Source organism: Pseudomonas sp. ASL7, assembly GCF_056680375.1.
In genome coordinates this window covers 5,286,272-5,308,834 of record NZ_CM155279.1, presented here as the reverse complement: position 1 = coordinate 5,308,834, position 22,563 = coordinate 5,286,272, and the positions used below count along the sequence as shown (strand labels likewise).

Annotated in this window: 14 protein-coding genes and 2 tRNA genes; 2 read left to right on the top strand and 14 right to left on the bottom strand. The window is 60.1% G+C overall.

The genetic code is table 11. The features are described 5' to 3' along the window. Positions 1-63: 63 nt before the first annotated feature. The 11 genes from AC1MDT_RS24520 to rnr all read right to left on the bottom strand — a co-directional run bounded on the left by AC1MDT_RS24520 (position 64) and on the right by rnr (position 16,998). Positions 64-954: a transglutaminase family protein gene (locus tag AC1MDT_RS24520; RefSeq protein ID WP_480419336.1), complete on the bottom strand. Its 891-nt coding sequence runs from the start codon at positions 952-954 to the stop codon at positions 64-66. Continuing rightward, positions 954-3,440 carry a circularly permuted type 2 ATP-grasp protein gene (locus tag AC1MDT_RS24515; protein WP_480419335.1) on the bottom strand — a complete coding sequence of 829 codons (2,487 nt, stop codon included), beginning with the start codon at positions 3,438-3,440 and terminating at the stop codon, positions 954-956. Before AC1MDT_RS24515 ends, AC1MDT_RS24520 begins: the two co-directional genes overlap by 1 nt. An 88-nt stretch (positions 3,441-3,528) precedes the next feature. Beyond that, the gene (locus AC1MDT_RS24510) at positions 3,529-6,804 is read right to left on the bottom strand and encodes a transglutaminase family protein (protein WP_480419334.1); all 3,276 of its coding nucleotides are present in this window, start codon (positions 6,802-6,804) and stop codon (positions 3,529-3,531) included. A gap of 370 nt (positions 6,805-7,174) precedes the next feature. Continuing rightward, entirely contained in the window at positions 7,175-9,478 is a 2,304-nt protein-coding gene (locus tag AC1MDT_RS24505) for a YgiQ family radical SAM protein (protein WP_480419333.1), read from the bottom strand. Between the two features lie 205 nt (positions 9,479-9,683). Next, the gene (gene dnaB / locus AC1MDT_RS24500; RefSeq protein WP_201115130.1) at positions 9,684-11,078 is read right to left on the bottom strand and encodes a replicative DNA helicase; all 1,395 of its coding nucleotides are present in this window, start codon (positions 11,076-11,078) and stop codon (positions 9,684-9,686) included. Positions 11,079-11,201: 123 nt separating this feature from the next. Continuing rightward, a complete protein-coding gene (gene rplI, locus AC1MDT_RS24495) occupies positions 11,202-11,648 on the bottom strand; it encodes a 50S ribosomal protein L9 (protein ID WP_003197251.1) in 447 nt (148 codons plus the stop codon). A 19-nt stretch (positions 11,649-11,667) separates the two neighbouring features. Beyond that, complete coding sequence (locus tag AC1MDT_RS24490; RefSeq protein WP_480419332.1) at positions 11,668-12,561, bottom strand: hypothetical protein; 894 nt, start codon at positions 12,559-12,561, stop codon at positions 11,668-11,670. 36 nt (positions 12,562-12,597) lie between these two features. Beyond that, a complete protein-coding gene (gene rpsR, locus AC1MDT_RS24485) occupies positions 12,598-12,828 on the bottom strand; it encodes a 30S ribosomal protein S18 (RefSeq protein ID WP_002551829.1) in 231 nt (76 codons plus the stop codon). A 28-nt stretch (positions 12,829-12,856) separates the two neighbouring features. Further along, positions 12,857-13,279 (bottom strand): 30S ribosomal protein S6, encoded by a 423-nt coding sequence (gene rpsF / locus AC1MDT_RS24480; protein ID WP_003217491.1) that lies wholly within the window; start codon positions 13,277-13,279, stop codon positions 12,857-12,859. A gap of 315 nt (positions 13,280-13,594) precedes the next feature. Then, positions 13,595-14,362, bottom strand: a complete 768-nt coding sequence (rlmB, locus tag AC1MDT_RS24475) for a 23S rRNA (guanosine(2251)-2'-O)-methyltransferase RlmB (RefSeq protein ID WP_480419331.1) — start codon at positions 14,360-14,362, stop codon at positions 13,595-13,597. After that, the gene (rnr, locus tag AC1MDT_RS24470) at positions 14,359-16,998 is read right to left on the bottom strand and encodes a ribonuclease R (protein WP_480419330.1); all 2,640 of its coding nucleotides are present in this window, start codon (positions 16,996-16,998) and stop codon (positions 14,359-14,361) included. Before rnr ends, rlmB begins: the two co-directional genes overlap by 4 nt. A gap of 225 nt (positions 16,999-17,223) precedes the next feature. Between rnr and AC1MDT_RS24465 the strand changes: the two genes are divergently transcribed. Then, positions 17,224-17,310 (top strand) — tRNA-Leu (locus AC1MDT_RS24465). Positions 17,311-17,476: 166 nt separating this feature from the next. Then, a tRNA-Leu gene (locus AC1MDT_RS24460) sits at positions 17,477-17,563 on the top strand. 245 nt (positions 17,564-17,808) lie between these two features. Here the strand turns inward: AC1MDT_RS24460 and AC1MDT_RS24455 are convergent. From AC1MDT_RS24455 to AC1MDT_RS24445, 3 genes are all read right to left on the bottom strand, one after another. After that, the gene (locus AC1MDT_RS24455) at positions 17,809-19,743 is read right to left on the bottom strand and encodes a methyl-accepting chemotaxis protein (RefSeq protein WP_480419329.1); all 1,935 of its coding nucleotides are present in this window, start codon (positions 19,741-19,743) and stop codon (positions 17,809-17,811) included. 151 nt (positions 19,744-19,894) lie between these two features. Next, on the bottom strand, positions 19,895-21,187 hold the full coding sequence (locus AC1MDT_RS24450) for an adenylosuccinate synthase (protein WP_480419328.1): 1,293 nt from the start codon (positions 21,185-21,187) through the stop codon (positions 19,895-19,897). 54 nt (positions 21,188-21,241) lie between these two features. After that, a complete protein-coding gene (locus tag AC1MDT_RS24445; RefSeq protein ID WP_123435890.1) occupies positions 21,242-22,429 on the bottom strand; it encodes an ATP phosphoribosyltransferase regulatory subunit in 1,188 nt (395 codons plus the stop codon). Positions 22,430-22,563 lie beyond the last annotated feature (134 nt).

The following is a 22,563-nucleotide window of genomic DNA, read 5'->3' as shown; positions in this document are numbered from 1 at the left end:
AAGCCTGATACCCCGGCGCTCTCAGGTTTATCGCGAGCAAGCTCGCTCCTACATTGGATCTTCTTAATCCAGTGGCATTACCGTGACACGGACTTCAGGGTCGTGGTTACCGCCACCCAGAATCACCCCCCGCAACGGCGAAACATCAGAGAAATCCCGGCCCCAGGCCAGGGTGATGTGCTCCAGCGCTGGTTGCACATTGTTGGTCGGATCAAAGTCGACCCAGCCCAGTACCGGGCAAAATACTGAAACCCAGGCATGCGACGCATCGGCACCAATCAATCGTGGCTGGCCCGGCGGCGGCTGAGTCAGCAGGTAGCCGCTGATGTAGCGCGCGGCCAAACCACGGGAGCGCACGCACGCGAGCATCAAGTGAGCGAAGTCCTGACAGACGCCGCGCCGCCGCTCCAGCACTTCCACCAACGGCGTGGCCACTTGGGTCGCCTCGGCATCGAAGGTGAATTCGCTGAAAATCTTCTCCATCAACGCCTGAACCCCCAGCAGCAACGGTCGGGCAGGAGGAAAACAGCTTTCGGAAAATTCGACGAAGTTGCGCTTCAAATGCACATAAGGCGATTCGAACCGATACCGGCAAGCATCAAGTATCTCGGGTGAAAGCGGCTGACTGCTGTACGTCAGCGCATTGCGAGTTTCTTCCCACACCGGCGATTGACCGAAATCCAGGGTTGGCCTGGCCAGCACTTCGACCGTGAGGCTGGCATTGACCAGCAATTCATCGTGTGGCCGCTCGAACGCCAGCCGGGTCAGCGGATTGCCGAACACGTCCAGCTCGTCGCGGCGCGAGGTCGGGTCCGGGCTGATCTGGAGTTGCTGAGCGGTGCAGCGCTGCCAGGCGCAGGGCCGTGGCCACAGATGCGCCAATTGCTGGGCCAGGGACACCGGACTGTCGTAGTGATAATGGGTGTCGTGGAATATCTGATAATGAGCACTCATCAGACGGACACCGTACGCTGGCTGACATCATCGACATGGGCGAAATGACGCAACGCCAGGCGATCCGACACCTGGCCGCTGGCATCGGCGATCTCTTGCAGCAGATCGGCCAAGCCATTGATGGCCGCGCGGACGCTGGTTTCACCGAACAGCGAGTTTTCCAGACAGCCCAAGTCGAATCGCGCCAAGCGCTCCACCAACGGTGACAGGCCTGCTTCGCGCGGGACGCCAAAGTCGTCGTTCAACCGTTTAAGGGTGCGGGTCACCAGTTTCAACTGGAACAACACGGCATGCGGGTTCTGTTCGTCGAGCAGCAACAAGTCGAGCACCGGAATCAATTGCGCCACCGCCAAATACCGCGAACGGTAGGTGATGCTGCTGTTACCCAGCTCCAGCAGCCACTCCAGCCCGGCCTGATCGAAAGCGCCGGCACCGCGCAAAAACGCCGCCAGGCTGCCACTGAGAAACTGCAACCGCTCGATCCGTCGGCCGATCATCAGGAAGCGCCAACCTTCGTCCCGGGTCATGTCGTCCAGGGCGAAACCGGACAGCGCCGCCAGGGACATGACCAGACGATTGAGGAAGTCCAGCAACTCGCCGAAATCCGGTTCTTCGGTTTCCAGTTCCATGGCTTCGCGCTGCAGTTCCACCAGCGCCTGCCAGTTTTCCCGCGAAAGTTTGCCACGCACCTGCGAGGCCGCCCATTGCAAGCGCTGCAGGTTGGAACGCAGGCTGAACGGCCAGTCATCGCCCAGAAGCGCCGCCAGTAACCGCTCTGGCAAGTCACCCTCATCGGGCAGCAACATCATCCGCTCACCGAGATCCACCGCGGCCTCCAGGGCTTGAGGATCATCACCATCGACGTACCGCGCCAGCATGATCCGCAGCAGCCGCGCGCTGTCATCGCAGCGCTCGCAGTAACGGCCGAACCAGAACAGGTTTTCCACCACCCGCGAGGGAAGATAGGGATCGCGCCGCACCAGATCGTGGACGCCAATGTTGCGCTGGGCTTTCCACTGCTCACCGCTTGGCGGGCGATCTCCCAGCACCCAGGTGTCCTTGCTCGCGCCGCCGCGCTGCATCGAGACCACTTCGGCATCCGCCTCGGCGGCCACTCGGGTCAGGCCACCGGGCAGCACCCGATAACCTTCCTGACTGGCCACCGCATACATGCGCATGCCGATGGCCCGGGGTTGCAGCTGACCATCCTCGACCTGCCAGATCGGCGCCTGTGACAGCTGCGCGAGTTCTTGCGCGACATAGGCATAAGGCCGTGCTTGCATGCGCTCTGCCAGGACTTGACGCTGTTTTTCACTCAAATCACGGCCAAACACCGGAGCGAAGCTTTGCGAGGGGAATGCGGGTTTGATCAACAATTCCGGCAGTTTTTCCAGGGCCTGTGCGAGCACCGGCGCTTCGCCGCACCACCAGGTGGCGATGGACGGCAGGATCAGTTCTTCACCGAACAGAAACTGATTGATCCTCGGCAGAAAACCCAGCAAACCCGGCGACTCCAGCACACCGCTGCCCAAGGCATTGGCCACCAGCACCCGTCCCTGACGCACGGCTTCGAGCAGTCCCGGCACGCCAAGGGCCGAGTCGGTGCGCAGCTCCAGCGGATCGCAGAAGTCATCGTCGAGCCGGCGCATGATCGCGTGGACCCGCCGTAAGCCGCTCAGGGTTTTCAGGTACACCGTGGCATCCCTGACGGTCAGGTCCCCGCCCTCCACCAACGGATAACCAAGCTGGCGTGCCAGATAGAGATGCTCGAAATAACTTTCGTTGAACCGTCCCGGCGTCAACAACACGATCAGTGGCGCTTCGGCGTCGCTCGGTGCCTGGCGGGCCAGGGTTTCCTGAAGCGTGCGGAAGAACCCGGCCAGGTGCTGCACCTTTAGATCGCGGTACAACTCGGGAAAGGCGCGAGAAACAATCGTCCGGTTTTCCAACGCATAGCCGGCACCGGACGGCGCTTGAGTCCGATCTGCCGTGACCCACCAGCGACCGTCGGGCGTACGCGCCAGATCCACCGCATACAGATGAAGAAAGGCCCCGTGAGGCGGTGTAATGCCCTGACAGGGCCAGAGGAAGTTGTTGTGACCAAATACCAGCTCAGCCGGCAGCAGACCTTCAGCGATCAAGCGCTGCGGCCCGTACAAGTCCGCCAACACCGCATTCAGCAGCCGGGCTCTCTGAGCGATGCCTGCGGACAACTGCTGCCATTCATCCGCGGCAATCACATGCGGCAGCAAGTCCAGCTCCCACGGCCGGTCGGCGCCCTTGGGATCGGCGTAGACATTGTAGGTCACGCCATTTTCCTGGATTTGCCGGGTCAGGAGTGCCTGACGCTGCACCAGCTGGGTTGGCGTGCTGCGTTGCAATTGGTCGAACAGCCGGCGCCAATGCGGGCGCACGGCGCCGCTGTTGTCGAGCAGTTCGTGATAAGTGCCCGCCGTCAGCGGGTAGCGGTCAAGCAGGTCAGGCATGGAATGCTCGGCAGACAGCAATGAATAGTCAGACTAGCGCAGGCTCATGACGCCCGGATAGACGAAAAATCCGAGCGTCGTGTACGGTTTAGAAACGTCGTAAATCGAGAGTCATCGGTAGCTCGTCGTTAATTTCCATCATCGGTATAGGAAGTTTCCCAGGGCTGTGTCCGATGCGGAAAAACCGTGCCAGTCGTCGACTCTCGGCCTCATTCGCGTTTACCGGCAAGCTGTCGTAATTCCGCCCGCCCGGATGGGCGACGTGGTACTGACACCCCCCCAGCGAGCGTTGCATCCAGGTGTCGAGCAGGTCGAACACCAGTGGCGCATGCACGGGGATCGTTGGTTGCAGGCAGTTGGCCGGTTGCCAGGCACGGAATCGCACGCCGGCAACGAATTCGCCGACCCGCCCCGTGGGCTGCAATGGCACCGGAACCCCGTTGCACGTCAGCAAATAACGCTGCGGCGGCAGGCCGGTGAGTTTCACCTGCAAACGCTCAAGGGATGAATCGACGTAACGCACCGTGCCGCCGACCGCGCCTTCCTCGCCCAGCACATGCCAAGGCTCCAGCGCCTGACGCAATTCCAGTTCGATGCCGCTGACGGCGTAATCGCCGACCTTGGGAAAACGGAACTCCAGATGCGCCGCGAACCACTCGGCCCTCACGGGATAACCCGCGGCGTTGAGGTCGACGATGACATCCGCGAAGTCCTGCTCAATGAAGTGCGGCAACAGGAACCGGTCATGCAGCTCGGTGCCCCAGCGCGCCAGCTTCGGCGGCGCATAGGGCTCGCGCCAGAACCGCGCGACCAGCGCCCGCAGCAACAACTGTTGCGCCAGGCTCATGCGCGCATGGGGCGGCATTTCAAAGGCGCGCAGTTCCAGCAATCCAAGGCGCCCCGTCGCGCCATCCGGCGAATAGAGCTTGTCGATGCAAAACTCGGCGCGATGGGTGTTGCCCGTGACGTCGATCAGCAGGTTACGCAGGAGCCGATCCACCCGCCATGGCGGGCATTCCTCGCCCGGCTCAGGCATTTGCGCAAAGGCGATTTCCAGCTCATATAACGCATCGTTGCGCGCTTCATCAACGCGCGGCGCCTGGGACGTCGGGCCGATGAACAATCCGGAAAACAGGTAGGACAAGGACGGATGGTTATGCCAGTAGCTGATCAGGCTGCGCAGTAAGTCCGGCCGACGCAAAAACGGTGAATCGGCCGGTGTCGCGCCACCCAGGACGAAATGATTACCGCCGCCGGTGCCGGTGTGCCGGCCATCGATCATGAATTTCTCGGTGCTCAGGCGGGTCTGGCGCGCCTCCTCGTAAAGGAATTCGGTGCGCTCGACCAGCTCATCCCACGTGGCGGACGGTTGTACATTGACCTCGATCACACCCGGGTCGGGCGTAATGCGAAAGTTGCTCAAGCGCGGATCGCTCGGCGGCTCGTAGCCTTCCAGCAACACCGGGCAATTGAGTTCCTGAGCCGTGGCCTCGATTGCGCTGACCAGCTCCAGATAGTCCTCGACCCGCTCCAGTGGCGGCATGAACAAATACAACCGCCCTTCCCGCGCTTCCGCGCAGAATGCGGTGCGCGTCAGCCAGTCGGCGGACTCGTCGATCTTAGGTGCGCGCTCTTGCGCAATCGCAGGCTCACCCTGGCTTTGCAGTTGCGCAGTGTCGGGCAACGGCGGGAAATCCTGATTCGGGTCCACAGGATGAATGAACGGATACTCCGCCGCTTTCACCCACGGCTGGGAGCCGAGCGGCAAGCGATAACCCAGTGGCGAATCCCCTGGCACCAATCGGCAATGCTCGTCGCGCAGGTACCAGCGACCACTTTGCCATTGATCGCCCTTGGCGGTGCGCGCCAGCGGCAGAACCTGGCCGATGACTTTATCCAGGCCTTGGCTGAAGACTTTGCGTAAACGCGCACGCTCAAGCGGCTCTTCCAGACGCGAATCTTCGGCGCTGACGTTCTGCGGCAAGGTCCCTTCGCGCCAGAGGTAGTAGAAGTTGTCTTCGTAAGCCGGAAACACAAATCGTGTCGGAATTTTCAGGCGTTCGGCAACGCTCGCCAGAAAACGCCCCGCCAGTTCGCCATCGGCACCGTAGTCGTCCTGCTCGTTGGCGATCAGCGCGCTGTTGTGCCAGATCGGCACGCCGTCACGCCGCCAGTAGCAGTTCAGCGACCAGCGTGGCAGTTGTTCGCCGGGGTACCACTTGCCTTGACCAAAATGCACCAGCCCCTTGGGGGCGTAACGCTTGCGCATGCGCTGGAACAGTTCGCCGGACAGGCGACGTTTATCTGGCCCGAGTGCCGCCGTGTTCCATTCGGCGCCGTCCGGGTCGTCGATGGACACGAAGGTCGGCTCCCCGCCCATGGTCAGGCGCACGTCGCCCTCCAGCAGGTCGGCATCGATTTGCCGCCCCAGCGCCTGAATCGCCAGCCACTGGTCTTCTGTGTAAGGCTTTGTGACGCGTGGCGCCTCCCAAATCCGTTCCACGGACATCTCGTGGCTGAATTCGCACTCGCAAGGTTCAACCAAGCCGCTGATCGGCGCCGCAGAGCCCGGATCGGGACTACACGCCAACGGAATGTGTCCTTCACCGGCAAACAGCCCTGAGGTCGCATCCAGGCCGATCCAGCCGGCACCGGGCAAGTAGACCTCGCACCAGGCATGCAAGTCCGTGAAGTCGACGTCAGTGCCCGACGGACCATCGAGGCTTTTGACGTCGGCGGTCAGCTGGATCAGGTAGCCGGAGACGAAACGCGCCGCCAGCCCGAGGTTGCGCAGCAGTTGCACCAGCAACCATGCCGAATCGCGGCAGGAGCCAGAGGCTTGTTCGAGGGTGTGTTCGGGCGTTTGCACACCCGGCTCCATGCGGATCAGGTAGCCGATGTCTTCACTCAAACGCTGATTGAGCGCGACGAGAAAGTCCACACTGGGCAGCGGCGTGCGGTCGATGCCATCCAGATAGGCCTTGAACGTCGGCGTCAGGGGCAAGGTTTCGAGGTACGGCGCCAGCTCCTTGCGCTCATCGGCGGCGTAGGTGAAAGGGATTTTTTCGGCGTAGGGCTCGAGGAAGAAGTCGAACGGATTGAACACCGCCATCTCTGCCAGCAGATCGACTTCGATCCGCAGCTCATCGGTTTTCTCAGGAAACACCAACCGCGCCAGGTAATTACCTTGGGGGTCCTGTTGCCAGTTGATGAAATGCTGCTCCGGCGAGACCTTCAGCGCATAGGACAGTATCCGCGTGCGACTGTGGGCGGCCGGGCGCAAGCGAACGATCTGCGGACCAAGCTCGACGGCGCGGTCGTAACGGTAATGCGTGACATGGTGCAATGCGACATGGATCGACACGGCGTGCCTCCTGCGAGCCTTAAGCGTATTGGAAAGCGCGCAAGACTTATGCCATCCAGCGGCGTTGGCGCTTTCTCCGGTTGCCAGGGGCAGTACAGCACCAAAATCGGGCGATGCGGGAAATTGGTTGGGCGCGATTGCACGTAAATGTGGCGAGGGGAGCCGTCAGCCAGGTTTTGCAGCGGCTGTACCGGCCTCTTCGCGAGCGGGCTCGCTCCCACAGTGGATTGCGGTTCGCCGCAGATCTCCTGTGGGAGCGAGCCTGCTCGCGAAGAGGCCGGTAGCCCAACACATCATCCTGAGCAGGGATCTGTTCTGATACGCAAAACGCCAACCCGAAGGTTGGCGTTCTGTTTAGCTCAAGCGAGGCTTAGCGCGGCACAACCGGCTTGCGCGCAGGCTTGGGCCCTTTGCCTTTGGCCGCGTCCTTACGCTCCTTGGCCGCCTGCTGGTTGCGGGCGAACGCCGCAGCCTTGGCCTGTTCACGCTTGTCCCACGGGTTGCCGCCGTCACTGGCACGCGGTGGCAGGCCAGTGTGCTGGGTCAGGATCTTGGTGGTTTTTTCACCGGCCACTTTGTGGCTACCGGCGGGCGTCGAGTTCTTGCGACGGGCGCTCTGGTAGCTGTCGGTCGCGGGCTGATGCAGCGGGATCAACTGGTTCTTGCCCGGCCCGATCAGGTCGGCGCGGCCCATGCGGGTCAGCGCTTCACGCAACATCGGCCAGCCTTTCGGGTCGTGATAACGCAAGAACGCCTTGTGCAGTCGACGCTGCTCTTCGCTCTTGACGATCGTCACGCCGTCGCTCTTGTAAGTGACCTTACGCAGCGGGTTCTTGCCCGAGTGGTACATCGCGGTGGCGGTGGCCATCGGCGACGGATAGAACGCCTGCACCTGGTCGGCACGGAAGCCGTTGCCCTTGAGCCACAGGGCCAGGTTCATCATGTCTTCGTCGGTGGTGCCTGGGTGGGCGGCGATGAAGTACGGGATCAGGTACTGCTCTTTCCCGGCTTCCTTGGAGTACTTCTCGAACATGCGCTTGAACTTGTCATAGCTGCCAATGCCCGGTTTCATCATCTGGTTGAGCGGACCTTCCTCGGTATGTTCCGGGGCGATCTTCAGGTAACCACCGACGTGGTGAGTCACCAGCTCTTTGACGTATTCCGGCGACTCGACCGCGAGGTCGTAGCGCAGGCCGGAAGCGATCAGGATCTTCTTCACACCCGGCAATGCACGGGCGCTGCGATACAGCTGGATCAGCGACGAGTGGTCTGTGTTCAAATTCGGGCAAATGCCAGGGAACACGCACGAAGGCTTGCGGCACGCGGATTCAATTTCCGGGGTCTTGCAGGCGATGCGGTACATGTTCGCGGTCGGGCCGCCGAGGTCGGAAATGACGCCGGTAAAGCCTGGGACCTTGTCGCGGATCTCTTCGATTTCGCGAATGATCGACTCTTCGGAACGGTTCTGGATGATCCGGCCTTCGTGCTCGGTGATCGAGCAGAAGGTGCAGCCGCCGAAGCAGCCACGCATGATGTTCACCGAGAAACGGATCATGTCGTAGGCCGGAATTTTTTCCTTGCCATACGCCGGGTGCGGAATGCGCGCATAGGGCATGCCGAACACGTAGTCCATTTCTTCGGTGGTCATCGGAATCGGCGGCGGGTTGAACCAGACGTCGACTTCGCCGTGCTTCTGCACCAGCGCGCGAGCGTTGCCCGGGTTGGTTTCCAGGTGAAGCACACGGTTGGCGTGAGCATAAAGAACGGCATCGCCACGGACTTTTTCAACCGACGGCAGACGAATCACGGTCTTGTCGCGAGTCATCTTCGGGCTCGCCAGGATCTGCACGACCTTGGCTTCGCTCGGATCGTCCACCGGACCCTTTTCCTGCTCGATAGCGCAGGCCTGGGTGTCCTGGGTGTTCACGTACGGGTTGATGATCTTGTCGACCTTGCCCGGACGGTCGATGCGCGTCGAGTCGACTTCGTACCAGTCTTTCGGCGTATCGCGACGGATGAACGCGGTGCCGCGCACGTCGGTGATGTCTTCGATCTTGTGACCGTAGGACAGGCGCTGGGCGACTTCGACAATCGCACGCTCGGCGTTGCCGTACAGCAGGATGTCGGCGCAGGCGTCGATCAGGATCGAGTTACGCACCCGGTCCTGCCAGTAATCGTAGTGAGCGATGCGGCGCAGGGACGCTTCGATGCCACCGAGAACGATGGGCACGTGATTGTAGGCTTCCTTGCAGCGTTGGCTGTAAACCAGGCTCGCACGGTCCGGACGTTTGCCCGCCAGGCCGCCTGGGGTGTAGGCGTCGTCGGAACGGATTTTCTTGTCGGCGGTGTAGCGGTTGATCATCGAGTCCATGTTGCCGGCCGCGACACCGAAGAACAGGTTCGGCTCGCCGAGCTTCATAAAGTCGTCTTTGGATTGCCAGTTCGGCTGGGCAATAATCCCGACGCGGAAGCCCTGGGACTCCAGCAGTCGGCCGATGATCGCCATGCCGAACGACGGATGGTCAACGTACGCATCACCGGTGACGATGATGATGTCGCAGGAATCCCAGCCAAGCTGATCCATCTCCTCCCTGCTCATCGGCAGGAATGGCGCTGGACCGAAACATTCGGCCCAGTACTTGGGATAGTCAAATAACGGCTTGGCTGTTTGCATGACGATGACCGGTGTTGAGATGAAAAATCGCGGGCGCGGAATATAGCACAAAAAATAACCAATTCCGACGGCTATGGTCGGAAATTGCGAGCACCTCTGTAGGAGCGAGCTTGCTCGCGATGGTCGCTAACGATGACGGGGGGCTGCCTGGATGAACGCGGCGCCCTGACGTCCTTCGCGAGCAAGCTCGCTCCTACATCACAGGTTACTCGTCGTCGAAGTTGTAGCTGCCCGGCGCCAGGTTTTCGAAGCGGGTGTACTTGCCGATGAACGCGAGTCGCGACGTACCGATCGGGCCGTTCCGCTGCTTGCCGATGATGATCTCGGCAATGCCTTTGTGCTCGGTTTCCGGGTGGTAAACCTCATCCCGGTACACGAACATGATCACGTCGGCATCCTGCTCGATCGCTCCGGATTCCCGGAGGTCGGAGTTGATCGGACGTTTGTTCGGTCGCTGCTCCAGGGAGCGGTTGAGCTGAGACAACGCCACCACCGGGCAGTTGAATTCCTTGGCCAGGGCTTTCAAGGAACGGGAGATCTCGGAAATTTCGTTGGTCCGATTGTCACCGCCCGAACCCGGGATCTGCATCAATTGCAGGTAGTCGATCATGATCAGGGCCACATCGCCGTGCTCACGCACCAGGCGCCGGGTCCGCGCGCGCATCTCCGACGGGCTGATGCCGGCCGTATCGTCGATGAACAGCTTGCGGTCGTTGAGCAGATTGACCGCCGAAGTCAGGCGCGGCCAATCGTCGTCGTCAAGGCGACCGGCCCGGACCTTGGTCTGGTCGATACGGCCCAAGGACGACAACATACGCATGATCAGCGATTCGCCTGGCATCTCCAGCGAGTAGACCAGTACGCACTTGTCGCTACGCAACACGGCGTTTTCCACCAGGTTCATCGCAAAGGTGGTTTTACCCATGGATGGACGGCCGGCGACGATGATCAGGTCGGATGGCTGCAGGCCACTGGTCATTCCATCGAGGTCGGTGTAACCGGTGGACAGGCCGGTAATGGCGTTGTCAGTGTTGAACAAGGTGTCGATGCGGTCGATGGCCTTGGTCAACAGGTCATTCACGCTCACCGGGCCGCCGGTTTTTGGCCGGGCCTCGGCGATCTGGAAGATTTGCCGCTCGGCTTCGTCGAGAATCTCTTCAGCGGAGCGGCCTTCCGGGTTGAAGGCACTGTCGGCAATTTCGGAGGCAATGCCGATCAACTGCCGCAAGGTAGCCCGCGCGCGAACGATCTGAGCATAGGCCTTGATGTTGGCGACGGACGGGGTGTTTTTCGCCAGTTCACCGAGGTAACCGAGGCCGCCGACTTGAGAGGTCTGACCTTCCTTGTCCAATTGCTCGGCAAGGGTCACGACATCGATGGGGGAGTTCTGGTCGGCGAGTTTGGCGATCGCACGGAAAATCAAACGATGGTCATGCCGATAGAAATCGCCATCCGACACTTGATCCAACACGCGTTCCCAGGCGTTGTTGTCCAGCATCAAACCACCGAGCACAGCCTGTTCGGCCTCGATGGAATGCGGCGGCACCTTCAGGGCAGCGGTTTGCAGATCGTATTGCTCGGGAGCGGAGATATCGTTCATGGCCACTTGAATTTGGTTTGTGAAACGCAGGGACTGCAGAAAGACAAAGGGCACGACCTGTAAACAGGATCGTGCCCGATGTTAACCGCCTGACGGGCAAGCCGCCAGCCGATCAAGTGTTGCTTAAGCTGCTACCACGACAACGCGTACGGTGGCTTCAACTTCGGCGTGCAGGTGCACGGCTACGTCGAATTCGCCTACGTTGCGGATGGTGCCGTTCGGCAGACGAACTTCGCTTTTAGCAACTTCAACGCCAGAGGCGGTCAGTGCATCAGCGATGTCGTGAGTACCGATCGAACCGAACAGCTTGCCTTCGTCACCAGCGGTGGCAGTGATAGTCACTTCCAGCTCAGCCAGTTGGGCGGCACGGCTTTCAGCCGAAGTTTTACGGTCTGCTGCGGCTTTTTCCAGCTCAGCGCGACGCTCTTCGAACGCAGCCAGGTTGGCAGCGGTCGCAGCGGTAGCTTTGCCGTAAGGCAGCAGGTAGTTACGACCGTAACCAGCCTTAACGTTCACTTTGTCACCCAGGTTGCCCAGGTTGGTGACTTTTTCCAGAAGGATCAGTTGCATGTGAAAATCCTCTTAACTTTTAACCTTCACCGTTCGCGTTATCGGCGTCTTTCGGCGCCGAACGACCGCGAAAATCAATCAGGCTGTCGACGATGGCCAAGACCACCAGCAACGGATAGATCAGCTGCATAAACAGCAACAGCGTGACGTACAACCCCACCAGCCAGAACCTGGCCAGTCGCTTTTGCGCCACCAGCCCGTGAATCAGGGCCAGCCCGGCGAACACCAGCGGTACACTGCACAACGGCGTCAACATAGCCATCTGTGGACCGATGTTCGGCCCCAGAAGCATGAACGCCAGCAGTAACATCGCCAGCCCCAGCGGGAATCGGATGGCGCGAAACTCGCGACCAAAACCACCCGGGTTGTACAACAACGCCTGCCAGTAGCGCCCGACAATCAGGCTCAGCACACTGACGATTTGCAACAAGGCCGCAATCAGGCCGGTCAGGACCGGTGCAATCAGGGACGCAAAATGCGCTTGCTCATCTACCGATAACTTCCCGTAGACATCACCGAGAAGCGACGGCATGACCTTTATCAAGGCCTGCGCCAGCATCTCGATTTGGGGACCAAAAGCCGTCCCCAGCACCACTGAAAACACCACTCCCATCGCTATGCTGACCAGCAGCACGCGGTTCCAGGACTCGCTTGCGCGCAAAACCAACGCAAGGCTCCAAGACCCCAGCAGCACCAGAAGTGCGCGCGGGTCATCGGCGTAAAGCCACCAGATCAATGCCGGCAGCAGTCCCAGAGCAAGAACACCGAGGGCGTCCTTCAATCCGCGCCGCAGGAGCACAAGGCATCCAGCGGCAGCACCCAACCAATACAACAACGGCAACGTTACACATCCAGCCACTACGAGAGTGGCCTGCATACGGCCTCGCATGATGAACTCAGCTATGGCGCGCATGCATTCAATCCTTTGCTACGTGTCGACTGCCCGGTCTCAGCGGCCGTGGCTGTCGGTGTAGGCCAGCAGGGCCAGGAAGCGGGCGCGCTTGATAGCGGTGGCCAGCTGACGCTGATAACGAGCTTTGGTACCGGTGATGCGGCTTGGAACGATTTTGCCGGTCTCGGATACGTAGGCTTTCAGAGTGTTGAGATCTTTGTAATCGATCTCTTTCACGTCTTCAGCGGTGAAGCGGCAGAATTTACGACGACGGAAGAAACGTGCCATGTAATAGGCTCCTCAAAAGGTCCGTGGATTACTCGTCAGCGTTATCGCTGTTGTCGCTGTCATCACTGTCAGCGCTTTCAGCGCCTTCGTGCTCAGGACGGTCGCGACGCTCACGGCGCTCACTGCGGTTTTCTTCAGCCTTGAGCATCTCGGATTGGCCGGTAACGGCTTCTTCGCGACGGATGACCAGGTTACGGATCACTGCATCGTTGTAGCGGAAGTTGTCTTCCAGCTCGGCCAGGGCCTTGCCAGTGCACTCAACGTTCAGCATCACGTAGTGAGCCTTGTGAACATTGTTGATTGCGTAGGCCAGTTGACGACGGCCCCAATCTTCCAGACGGTGGATTTTGCCGCCGTCTTCTTCGATCAGCTTGGTGTAACGCTCTACCATGCCGCCGACTTGCTCGCTTTGATCCGGGTGGACCAAAAAGATGATTTCGTAATGACGCATGAATGCTCCTTACGGGTTGTAGCCTGCCGCTCAAAAGCGGTCAGACAAGGAGTGAATGACACTTATGGACTTGCTTGCGGGAGACACATGCGTGCCTGCCGTCACAGCAAGGGGCGCAATTGTAGAGAAGGGACGATAGAGGTGCAAGGCAATTGGTGATTATTTGAGCAGTTCGCTCAGCCGCCAATTTTTGCGTCACCACAAACCATTGTGGGAGCGAGCTTGCTCGCGATGAGGGCTCAACATTCAACATTGATGCTGAGTGTTACACCGCTATCGCGAGCAAGCTCGCTCCCACAGGGGAATTGCAGCAGATCAGGACTTTTTGGCGGTTCCGGCGGCTTTGACGCTGCGCTGACGCAAGGCCTCGAACAGGCAAACGCCAGTCGCCACGGACACGTTGAGACTGCTGACGCTGCCCGCCATCGGCAGGTGCACCAGGTAGTCGCAAAGATCGCGAGTCAGGCGACGCATGCCGCTGCCTTCCGCGCCCATGATCAGGATGGTCGGGCCGGTCATGTCGTGCTGATACAGACTCTGCTCAGCCTCGCCCGCCGTACCGACGACCCACAAACCACGCTGCTTGAGCTTTTCGAGGGTGCGCGCCAGGTTGGTCACCGCGACCAACGGAATCACTTCCGCCGCGCCGCAGGCAACTTTACGTACCGTCGGGGTCAAGGTGGCTGACTTGTCCTTCGGAACGATCACCGCCAACGCACCTGCCGCGTCGGCAGAACGCAGGCAAGCACCGAGGTTATGCGGATCGGTCACGCCATCGAGCACCAGCAGAAGCGGTGCGCCTTCAGTGCGATCGAGCAATTCGTCGAGCATTGCCTCACCCCAGACCTGGCTCGGACTCACGTCCGCCACCACGCCCTGGTGCACGCCCTCAACCCAGGCATCCAGCTCACGGCGCTCGGCCTGGCCGACGGCCACGCGATTTTCGGCTGCAAGCTCGATCAGCGTCTGAACCCGCGGATCACTGCGGCCTTCAGCCAGCCAGATCTGCTTGACGCGCTTCGGATGGTGACGCAGCAACGCTTCTACCGCATGTACGCCGTAGATCTTTTCCAACTGACTCATGACTTGGCCTTAGGTTTACGCACTCCGCCGCTTTTGGCGGCCGGAGCAGAACCCGCTTTTGGCGGGCCTTTACGGTGTTTGCTCGGTTTGGCTGGCTTGCCGCCGGGGGCCTTGTCAGGCGCCGACCGTCCGGTCTTTCCCCCAGACGCCGCTTTACCGCCGCTTTTCGCCTCAGACAACAACGCCTGTTTCATTTCACGGCTTTTGCGCAGCTCGGCATTTTTCGCCGCCGCATCGCTCGGGCGATAGGCCTCGACAGCCTTTTCCTTGGCCGGACGACGACCGGTTTTAGCCGGCGCCGGCTCTGCAACTGTTTTTGCAGCCGAGGCAGCAGGTGCAGTGGTTTCAGTCCCGCGCTTCTTGCGGCCGATTGGCGCACTGATGGTTTTTTCAGCCATCTCGAAGTCGATCTTGCGCTCGTCGAGGTCGACGCGCATCACGCGCACTTCAACAGTGTCGCCAAGACGGAAGCTACGACCGGTACGCTCACCGGCCAGACGATGGTGCACAGGATCGAAGTGGTAGTAATCACCCGGCAGCGCGGTGACGTGCACCAAGCCTTCGACATAAATGTCTGTCAGCTCGACAAACAGGCCAAAACCGGTCACGGCGGTAATCACACCCGGGAACGATTCGCCCACGCGATCTTTCATGAACTCGCACTTGAGCCAGTTCACCACGTCGCGTGTCGCTTCGTCGGCACGGCGCTCGCTCATCGAGCATTGCTCGCCGAGCTGCTCCAGGGCCGCTTCGTCGTACGGGTAGATCCGCGCTTTCGGAATGGTCATCGCGCCGGCACGGCGAACGTGCGGCGTGTCCTGCTTGGAGTGAATGACGCTGCGGATCGCCCGGTGCGTGAGCAAGTCCGGGTAGCGGCGGATCGGCGAGGTGAAGTGGGTATAGGCTTCGTAATTCAGGCCGAAGTGGCCCTGGTTATCGGCGCTGTACACCGCCTGACTCAACGAACGCAACATGACGGTCTGGATCAGGTGGAAATCCGGACGGTCCTTGATGCTCGCCAGCAGTGCCTGGTAATCCTTCGGCGACGGGCCGTCCTTGCCTTTGTGCAGAGACAGGCCGAGCTCGCCAAGGAAGGCGCGCAGCTTTTCCAGACGCTCCGGCGGCGGGCCGTCGTGAACGCGATACAACGCAGGAATTTCGTGTTTTTTCAGGAATTCAGCGGTGGCCACGTTAGCCGCCAGCATGCATTCCTCGATCAGCTTGTGCGCGTCGTTGCGCACGGTCGGACGGATTTCGGCAATCTTGCGCTCGGTCCCGAAGATGATCCGGGTTTCCTGCGTTTCGAAATCGATCGCGCCACGCACGTGACGGGCAGCCAGCAGCACCTTGTACAGCGCGTAAAGCTGCTTGAGGTGCGGCAGAACGTCGTTGTACTCGCCACGGAGCTGACGCGCCTCGGTGAGTTTCGGCGTTTCCAGCATCGCACTGACTTTGTTGTAGGTCAGGCGGGCGTGGGAGTGAATCACCGCTTCGTAGAAGCAGTAGTCGGTCATCTCGCCGGATTTGGAGATGGTCATCTCGCAAACCATGGCCAGGCGATCGACGTGCGGATTCAGCGAGCACAGGCCGTTGGACAACTGCTCAGGCAGCATCGGCACGACGCGCTCAGGGAAGTACACCGAGTTGCCGCGAACCTGGGATTCGTTATCCAGCGCCGAACCGATTTTCACGTAGCTGGAAACGTCGGCAATCGCCACGTACAACTTCCAGCCACCAGAGAACAGGCGCAACTTGCCCGGCTTGGATTCGCAATAAACCGCGTCGTCGAAGTCGCGAGCGTCTTCGCCGTCGATGGTCACGAACGGCAGATGGCGCAGGTCGATGCGCTTCTCTTTGTCTTTTTCTTCGACTTCCGGCTTGAGCTTGGCGGCTTCTTTCAGCACAGCCTCAGGCCAGACGTGAGGAATATCGTAAGTGCGCAGGGCGACATCGATTTCCATGCCCGGCGCCATGTAATTACCCACGACTTCGACCACATCGCCTTGCGGCTGGAAGCGTGGCGTCGGCCAGTGAGTGATCTTCACCTCGACGAATTGACCCACCTGGGCGTTGGCGTTGCGGCCCGGAGTGACCAGCACTTCTTGCTGGATCTTCGGATTATCGGCAACCACGAAGCCGATACCGCCCTCTTCGAAGTAGCGACCGACGATGGTTTCGTGGGCACGGGACACCACTTCGACGATCATGCCTTCGCGGCGACCACGACGGTCCAGGCCGGAAACACGGGCCAGGGCACGATCACCATCGAACACCAGGCGCATTTGCGCCGGGCTCATGAACAGATCGTCACTGCCATCGTCCGGCACCAGGAAGCCGAAGCCGTCACGGTGACCGCTGATGCGACCCAGGATCAGGTCGAGCTTGTCCACCGGCGCATACGTTCCGCGACGGGTATAGATGAGTTGAGCATCGCGCTCCATGGCGCGCAGGCGGCGACGCAGGGCTTCGATCTGGTCTTCTGTGGTCAGACCAAACTCTTCAACCAGCTGCTCGCGGTTAGCAGGCGAACCTCGATCAGCAAGGTGCTGAAGGATCAATTCGCGGCTAGGAATAGGGTTTTCATATTTTTCCGCTTCACGAGCGGCCTCGGGATCGAGGGACTGCCAATCGGCCATTAGAGAGTTTTCACCTTGTCTATATGCGGGTTAGTTTGGCATAGGCGTAATGAAACGGGAAATTTCAGGCTATGACAGCCCTTCTAAAGCCCTTTATCGACAGCGCAAAGCTGAATTAAATGCCACTGGTACTATTTTTCAGGTTTTTTCGATGCCAGGGGTTTACAGTTTAAAAGACGCTCCGTATAGTGCGCGCCATCGACGACGCAGACGCATGTCGATACTGCCCAGATGGTGAAATTGGTAGACACGCCAGCTTCAGGTGCTGGTGACCGCAAGGTCGTGGAAGTTCGAGTCTTCTTCTGGGCACCAATTTCGAGCTTGAGATTAGATCAATTTCAAGGCTCGCACAAAAACCCGCGAAAGCGGGTTTTTTGCATTCTAAGCTTCTGATTTATTAAAACTAAATCAGGGGTTTACAGATTAAAAAGCTGTCCGTATAGTGCGCCACATCAACAGCGGCAACGCTGAAGATTATGCCCAGATGGTGAAATTGGTAGACACGCCAGCTTCAGGTGCTGGTGACCGCAAGGTCGTGGAAGTTCGAGTCTTCTTCTGGGCACCAATTCAAATTCAAGGTCACGATCTTGAATTTCACAAAAACCCGCGAAAGCGGGTTTTTGCGTTTCTGGCTTTCAGAAAAACACCCCCCCCTTCTTGCTCGCGATTATTTTGCAGGCGGCGCATTTTTCCAGGCATTACACGTCATCGTTCACGCCCATCGCGAGCAAGCTCGCTCCTACAAGGAGTACGCATTCCAATGTAGGAGCGAGCCTACTCGCGAAGGGACCAACACGTACCAGTAAAATCCTAAGCCCTGAACTGCCCCAGGCTCGCCTTCAACTGCGCGGCCAAGCCATCCAGCACCTTGCCGCTGGCCGTGGTTTCCACCACCGCCTGAGCCGCTTTCTCAGCCTGTGCATGAATCGTCTCAACCCGTCCCCGCACCGCTTGCGCGCCTTGCGCCTGATGCGCCGCTGCCTGAGTCGCCAGGCCAATCGCCGCGTGCACTTGCTCAACCGATGTCTGCACCGACTGCTGCAACCGCGCACTGTCACGCAGCACCAGCAAACCTTCGCTGGCCTGACGCCCGGCCTGACCAATCGCTGCCACCGCCTCACGCGCGCCTTGCTGCAAGGCAACGATGTGCGCCTGAATATCGCCCGTGGAGCTTTGCGTCTTGCTTGCCAATGCCCGCACTTCGTCAGCCACCACCGCAAACCCGCGACCGGTCTCACCGGCACGCGCCGCCTCGATGGCCGCGTTCAGCGCCAGCAAGTTGGTTTGTTCGGCGATCCCGTGAATCACCGTCAGCACCACTTCAATCTGCTCACTCTGCTGCGCCAGTCGCTCGATGACTTTCGCCCCGGTATCAACCTGCCCGGCCAGCGCTTCGATCAGGCTGCCGACTTTCGCCGACGTCCGGGTGTTTTCATCGGTGGCCGAACGAATGTCCACCACTTGCTGCAATGCCGCCTGCATGGCGTGGCTTTCTGACTGAGCATCATCAGCCATCTGCGACAACGCGCGCAGGCTCTCGGCCACTTCATCGCGCTGCATGCCCGCCGCCGCATCAGCCCCGGCGTTGCGCAGGGTCATGGCGCCAATTTCCACACCGGTACGCTGAGCCACGTCGCCGGCCTCACGCACGATAGGTTGCAACTTATCCACAAAGCGATTGACCGCCGAGGCCATGTCGCCGATTTCATCTTTGCTGTTGATCTGCACACGCTTGGTCAGATCGCCCTCGCCTGCCGCCAGGTCATCCATCGCGGCGATGAGCATTTTCAGGCGATTAACAACACGACGACCCAACACCACGGCCAGCAACAGCAACACGCCGCAACCGACTAACGCCAGGCCCATACCGATGCGCCAGCGCAACGTGGCCGCCGCTTCCTGCACGGTACTGGTCGTGTTGGCTTTCATGTCAGCGGCAGTGGTCTGTGCCGACTGCAGACGCGCACGCATTGCTGTGGCGCTGTCAGCCGCCGCGCCTTTGAGGCTGTCGCCGACCAGTTGATCACTGCTGGCGATCAACGCCGAGAAACGCTTGTCGAGGGCCGCCAGATCGGTTTCCACCGAGGCGGTCGAGACGCCCATCAAGACCTTGCCAATCTCCACGCCATTGGGGCTGATCGAGGCTTCGATGTAGAAGACCGACGGATCGTTCTTCGCCGCATCCAGCACTTTGTCCAGCGCTCGATCGCCCTGCCCTTTTTCCAGAAGCGCCTGGTTGATCGGATTTTCCCGATTGAGATAGCGCGTCAGGTGCTGGCCCGTGGCGTCGTCATAGACCACGAACAACACATTGGGATTGCGCTGAGCCCGGCGGGCGAATTCGGAAAGGGTTGGAATGTCGCTGTCCCACATGGCGCGGGGTGCGACCGAGGCCAGAAGTTGCGCCATATCGTTGGCGGAGTCTTTCAGGTCTTTTTCCAGCGTCGCACGCAACTGCGCCTGCTCTTCCTTTAACCGCGAGGACAAACCGACCGTGAGCCGCTGCCGAGTGCTGGCGGAGAGGCTATCGAGGCTCGACGTGACTTCGCGCCCCGCCTGCTCAAGCTCGACAGAGAGTTTTTGACTGTCCACACCCAGGCGCGCACCGAGATCGGCTTCCAGTGCAGTCACCGTGCTCCGGGTCAGAGCAACAGCCACCAGCACCTGCACTAAAAGGGCGATACCAAGGGTAACGAATACGGGCCGCAACAGACGGCTTTGTAACAGGGAGAGAACGGCCGACACTTAAAATCCCTCTGCTTTGGCGCCATTAAATTGATGGCACGCTGGGAAGCGATGCTCTTAATGAAGAACACAGCAAGGGTCGTGCCGTCCAGCAGGCATAAACGACAAAGGACCCAATTAAGGGCCCTTTGGGTTTTACATCAATAACTTATTAAGCGAACGGGTGACGCAAAACGATGGTTTCGTTGCGGTCCGGGCCCGTCGAAATAATGTCAATCGGTGCACCGACCAACTCTTCGACGCGTTTGATGTAGTTGCGAGCAGCTTGCGGCAGCTCTTCCAGCGTCTTGGCACCTACAGTGGATTCGGTCCAGCCTGGCATCTCTTCGTACACCGGCTCCAGGCCGATGTAGCTGTCGGCGTCAGTCGGTGCGTCGATCACGGCACCGTCCTGATTCTTGTAGCCAACGCAGATGTTGATGGTTTCCAGGCCGTCCAGTACGTCCAGCTTGGTCAGGCACAGGCCCGAGATGCTGTTGACGTCGATCGCGCGACGCAGGATGACGGCATCGAACCAGCCGCAACGACGGGCGCGACCGGTAGTCGCACCGAATTCGTGACCACGCTTGGCCAGGAACGCGCCCACGTCGTCGAACAGCTCAGTCGGGAACGGACCCGACCCAACGCGAGTGGTATAGGCCTTGGTGATGCCGAGGATGTAATCCAGGTACATCGGACCAAAACCCGAACCGGTGGCGATGCCGCCCGCGGTGGTGTTGGAGCTGGTGACGTACGGGTAGGTACCGTGGTCGATGTCCAGCAGGGAGCCTTGGGCGCCTTCGAACATGATGTCTTTGCCAGCGCGACGCAGCTCGTGCAGCTCAGCGGTGACGTCGAGCATCATCGGCTTCAGCAGCTCGGCGTATTCCATGCACTCGTCAAGCGTCTTCTGGAAGTCGATCGCTGGTTCTTTGTAGTAATTGACCAGTACGAAGTTGTGGTAATCCAGCAGCTCGCCCAGCTTGGCGGCGAAACGCTCACGATGGAACAGGTCACCGATGCGCAGACCGCGACGCGCAACCTTGTCTTCGTATGCCGGGCCGATGCCACGACCGGTCGTACCGATCTTCAGCTCGCCACGGGCCATTTCACGAGCCTGGTCCAGCGCAACGTGATAGGACAGGATCAGCGGGCAGGAAGGGCTGATGCGCAGACGCTCACGCACCGGTACGCCTTTCTCTTCCAGCTTGATGATTTCCCGCAGCAGAGCGTCGGGTGCAACCACCACGCCGTTACCGATCAGGCACTGCACGCCTTCGCGCAGCACGCCCGACGGGATCAGGTGCAAGACGGTTTTTTCGCCGTCGATCACCAGGGTGTGACCAGCGTTGTGGCCACCCTGGTAGCGCACTACGGCGGCAGCATGTTCGGTCAGCAGATCAACGATCTTGCCTTTGCCCTCATCACCCCATTGGGTGCCCAGGACTACGACATTCTTACCCATAACACTTGTCCTCATTCGCGCAAACTTGGTGCCGGCAGCCGCCGGCGGGAAAACTCAAGAAGCCAGCGGCAATACTTGCCAAAGCCCGTTCTGCTGAATCAATTGCCGGTCGCAGTCCGCTTCACGGGCGGCGGCCAAAGGTTGCCCAGGCAAAGCCTGAACGACACGCTGACCCTCACTGCGCAACTGGCAAACCTGCTGCCAGAGTGCCGCATCCGTACTGTCAGGCATCCAGATACCGCCAGACGGTAGCTCGATCTCAGCACGCCCCAGGGTCACCAGGGTTTTCAAATCGGTAGAGAAACCGGTTGCCGGACGTGCGCGACCGAAGTCCGCACCAATGTCGTCGTAACGACCGCCCTGAGCAATCGACTGACCAACACCCGGTACGAACACGGCGAACACCACACCGGTGTGGTAGTGGTAGCCGCGCAACTCGCCCAGATCGAAGTAAAGCGGCAACTCCGGGAAACGCACGGACAAACGTTCGGCAATCGCCAGCAAGTCGTCCAGCGCTGCCAGAACCGGCGCCGGCGCATTCGCCAGTCGCTCGCGTGCAGCGCTCAATACTTCACGACCGCCACACAAATCGACCAACGCGCGCAGCATGCCCGACAGATCGGCAGGCAAGCCCTCGGTCAGGGTAATAACCTCGTCGATGGCCTTGCGTTGCAACGCATCGAACAATTGTTGTTCGACTTCACCGGACAACCCGGCAGCGCGGGCCAGGCCACGGTAGATACCAACATGACCGAGGTCCATGTGCACGTCCGGCACATCGGCCAGCTGCAACATGGCCAGCATCAGGCTGATGACTTCCACGTCGCTGCTCGGGCTGGCATCGCCGTATAACTCGGCACCCAGTTGAATCGGACTGCGCGAGGACGACAAGGCCCGCGGCTGAGCATGCAGTACGCTGCCGGCATAGCACAGACGGCTCGGACCTTCGCGACGCAAGGTGTGCGCATCAATGCGCGCCACTTGCGGCGTGATGTCGGCACGGAAACCCATCTGCCGGCCCGATTGCGGGTCAATAACCTTGAAGGTACGCAGATCGAGGTCCGAGCCTGCGCCGGTCAGCAGGGATTCCAGGTACTCGATATGGGGAGTCACGACAAACTCGTAACCCCAGCTCTGGAACAGATCCAACACCTGACGACGCGCAACTTCAATGCGCGCAGCCTCCGGTGGCAGTACTTCTTCGATGCCATCTGGCAGCAGCCAGCGGTCTACCGTTGCCATTACGCCTTCCCCTATATCCGGGCGGCCAGCCCTCGGCCGAGCCTTGAGTGAAGCAGAAAATGATTGCTCCGGGCATGAGCGACGGAGCGAAAAGCCTTTTACCGGCTTCGCTAACCACTTTCCTCGAAAAACCT

Excerpts from the sequence above, each read along its gene's own strand:
- rplI (WP_003197251.1), bottom strand. The coding sequence starts at position 11,648 with ATGCAACTGATCCTTCTGGAAAAAGTCACCAACCTGGGCAACCTGGGT.
- rpsR (WP_002551829.1), bottom strand. The coding sequence starts at position 12,828 with ATGGCACGTTTCTTCCGTCGTCGTAAATTCTGCCGCTTCACCGCTGAA.
- dnaB (WP_201115130.1), bottom strand. The coding sequence starts at position 11,078 with ATGAACGATATCTCCGCTCCCGAGCAATACGATCTGCAAACCGCTGCC.
- rpsF (WP_003217491.1), bottom strand. The coding sequence starts at position 13,279 with ATGCGTCATTACGAAATCATCTTTTTGGTCCACCCGGATCAAAGCGAG.
- rnr (WP_480419330.1), bottom strand. The coding sequence starts at position 16,998 with ATGGCCGATTGGCAGTCCCTCGATCCCGAGGCCGCTCGTGAAGCGGAA.
- AC1MDT_RS24490 (WP_480419332.1), bottom strand. The coding sequence starts at position 12,561 with ATGCGCGCCATAGCTGAGTTCATCATGCGAGGCCGTATGCAGGCCACT.
- AC1MDT_RS24515 (WP_480419335.1), bottom strand. The coding sequence starts at position 3,440 with ATGCCTGACCTGCTTGACCGCTACCCGCTGACGGCGGGCACTTATCAC.
- AC1MDT_RS24505 (WP_480419333.1), bottom strand. The coding sequence starts at position 9,478 with ATGCAAACAGCCAAGCCGTTATTTGACTATCCCAAGTACTGGGCCGAA.
- AC1MDT_RS24520 (WP_480419336.1), bottom strand. The coding sequence starts at position 954 with ATGAGTGCTCATTATCAGATATTCCACGACACCCATTATCACTACGAC.
- AC1MDT_RS24450 (WP_480419328.1), bottom strand. The coding sequence starts at position 21,187 with ATGGGTAAGAATGTCGTAGTCCTGGGCACCCAATGGGGTGATGAGGGC.
- rlmB (WP_480419331.1), bottom strand. The coding sequence starts at position 14,362 with ATGAGTCAGTTGGAAAAGATCTACGGCGTACATGCGGTAGAAGCGTTG.
- AC1MDT_RS24445 (WP_123435890.1), bottom strand. The coding sequence starts at position 22,429 with ATGGCAACGGTAGACCGCTGGCTGCTGCCAGATGGCATCGAAGAAGTA.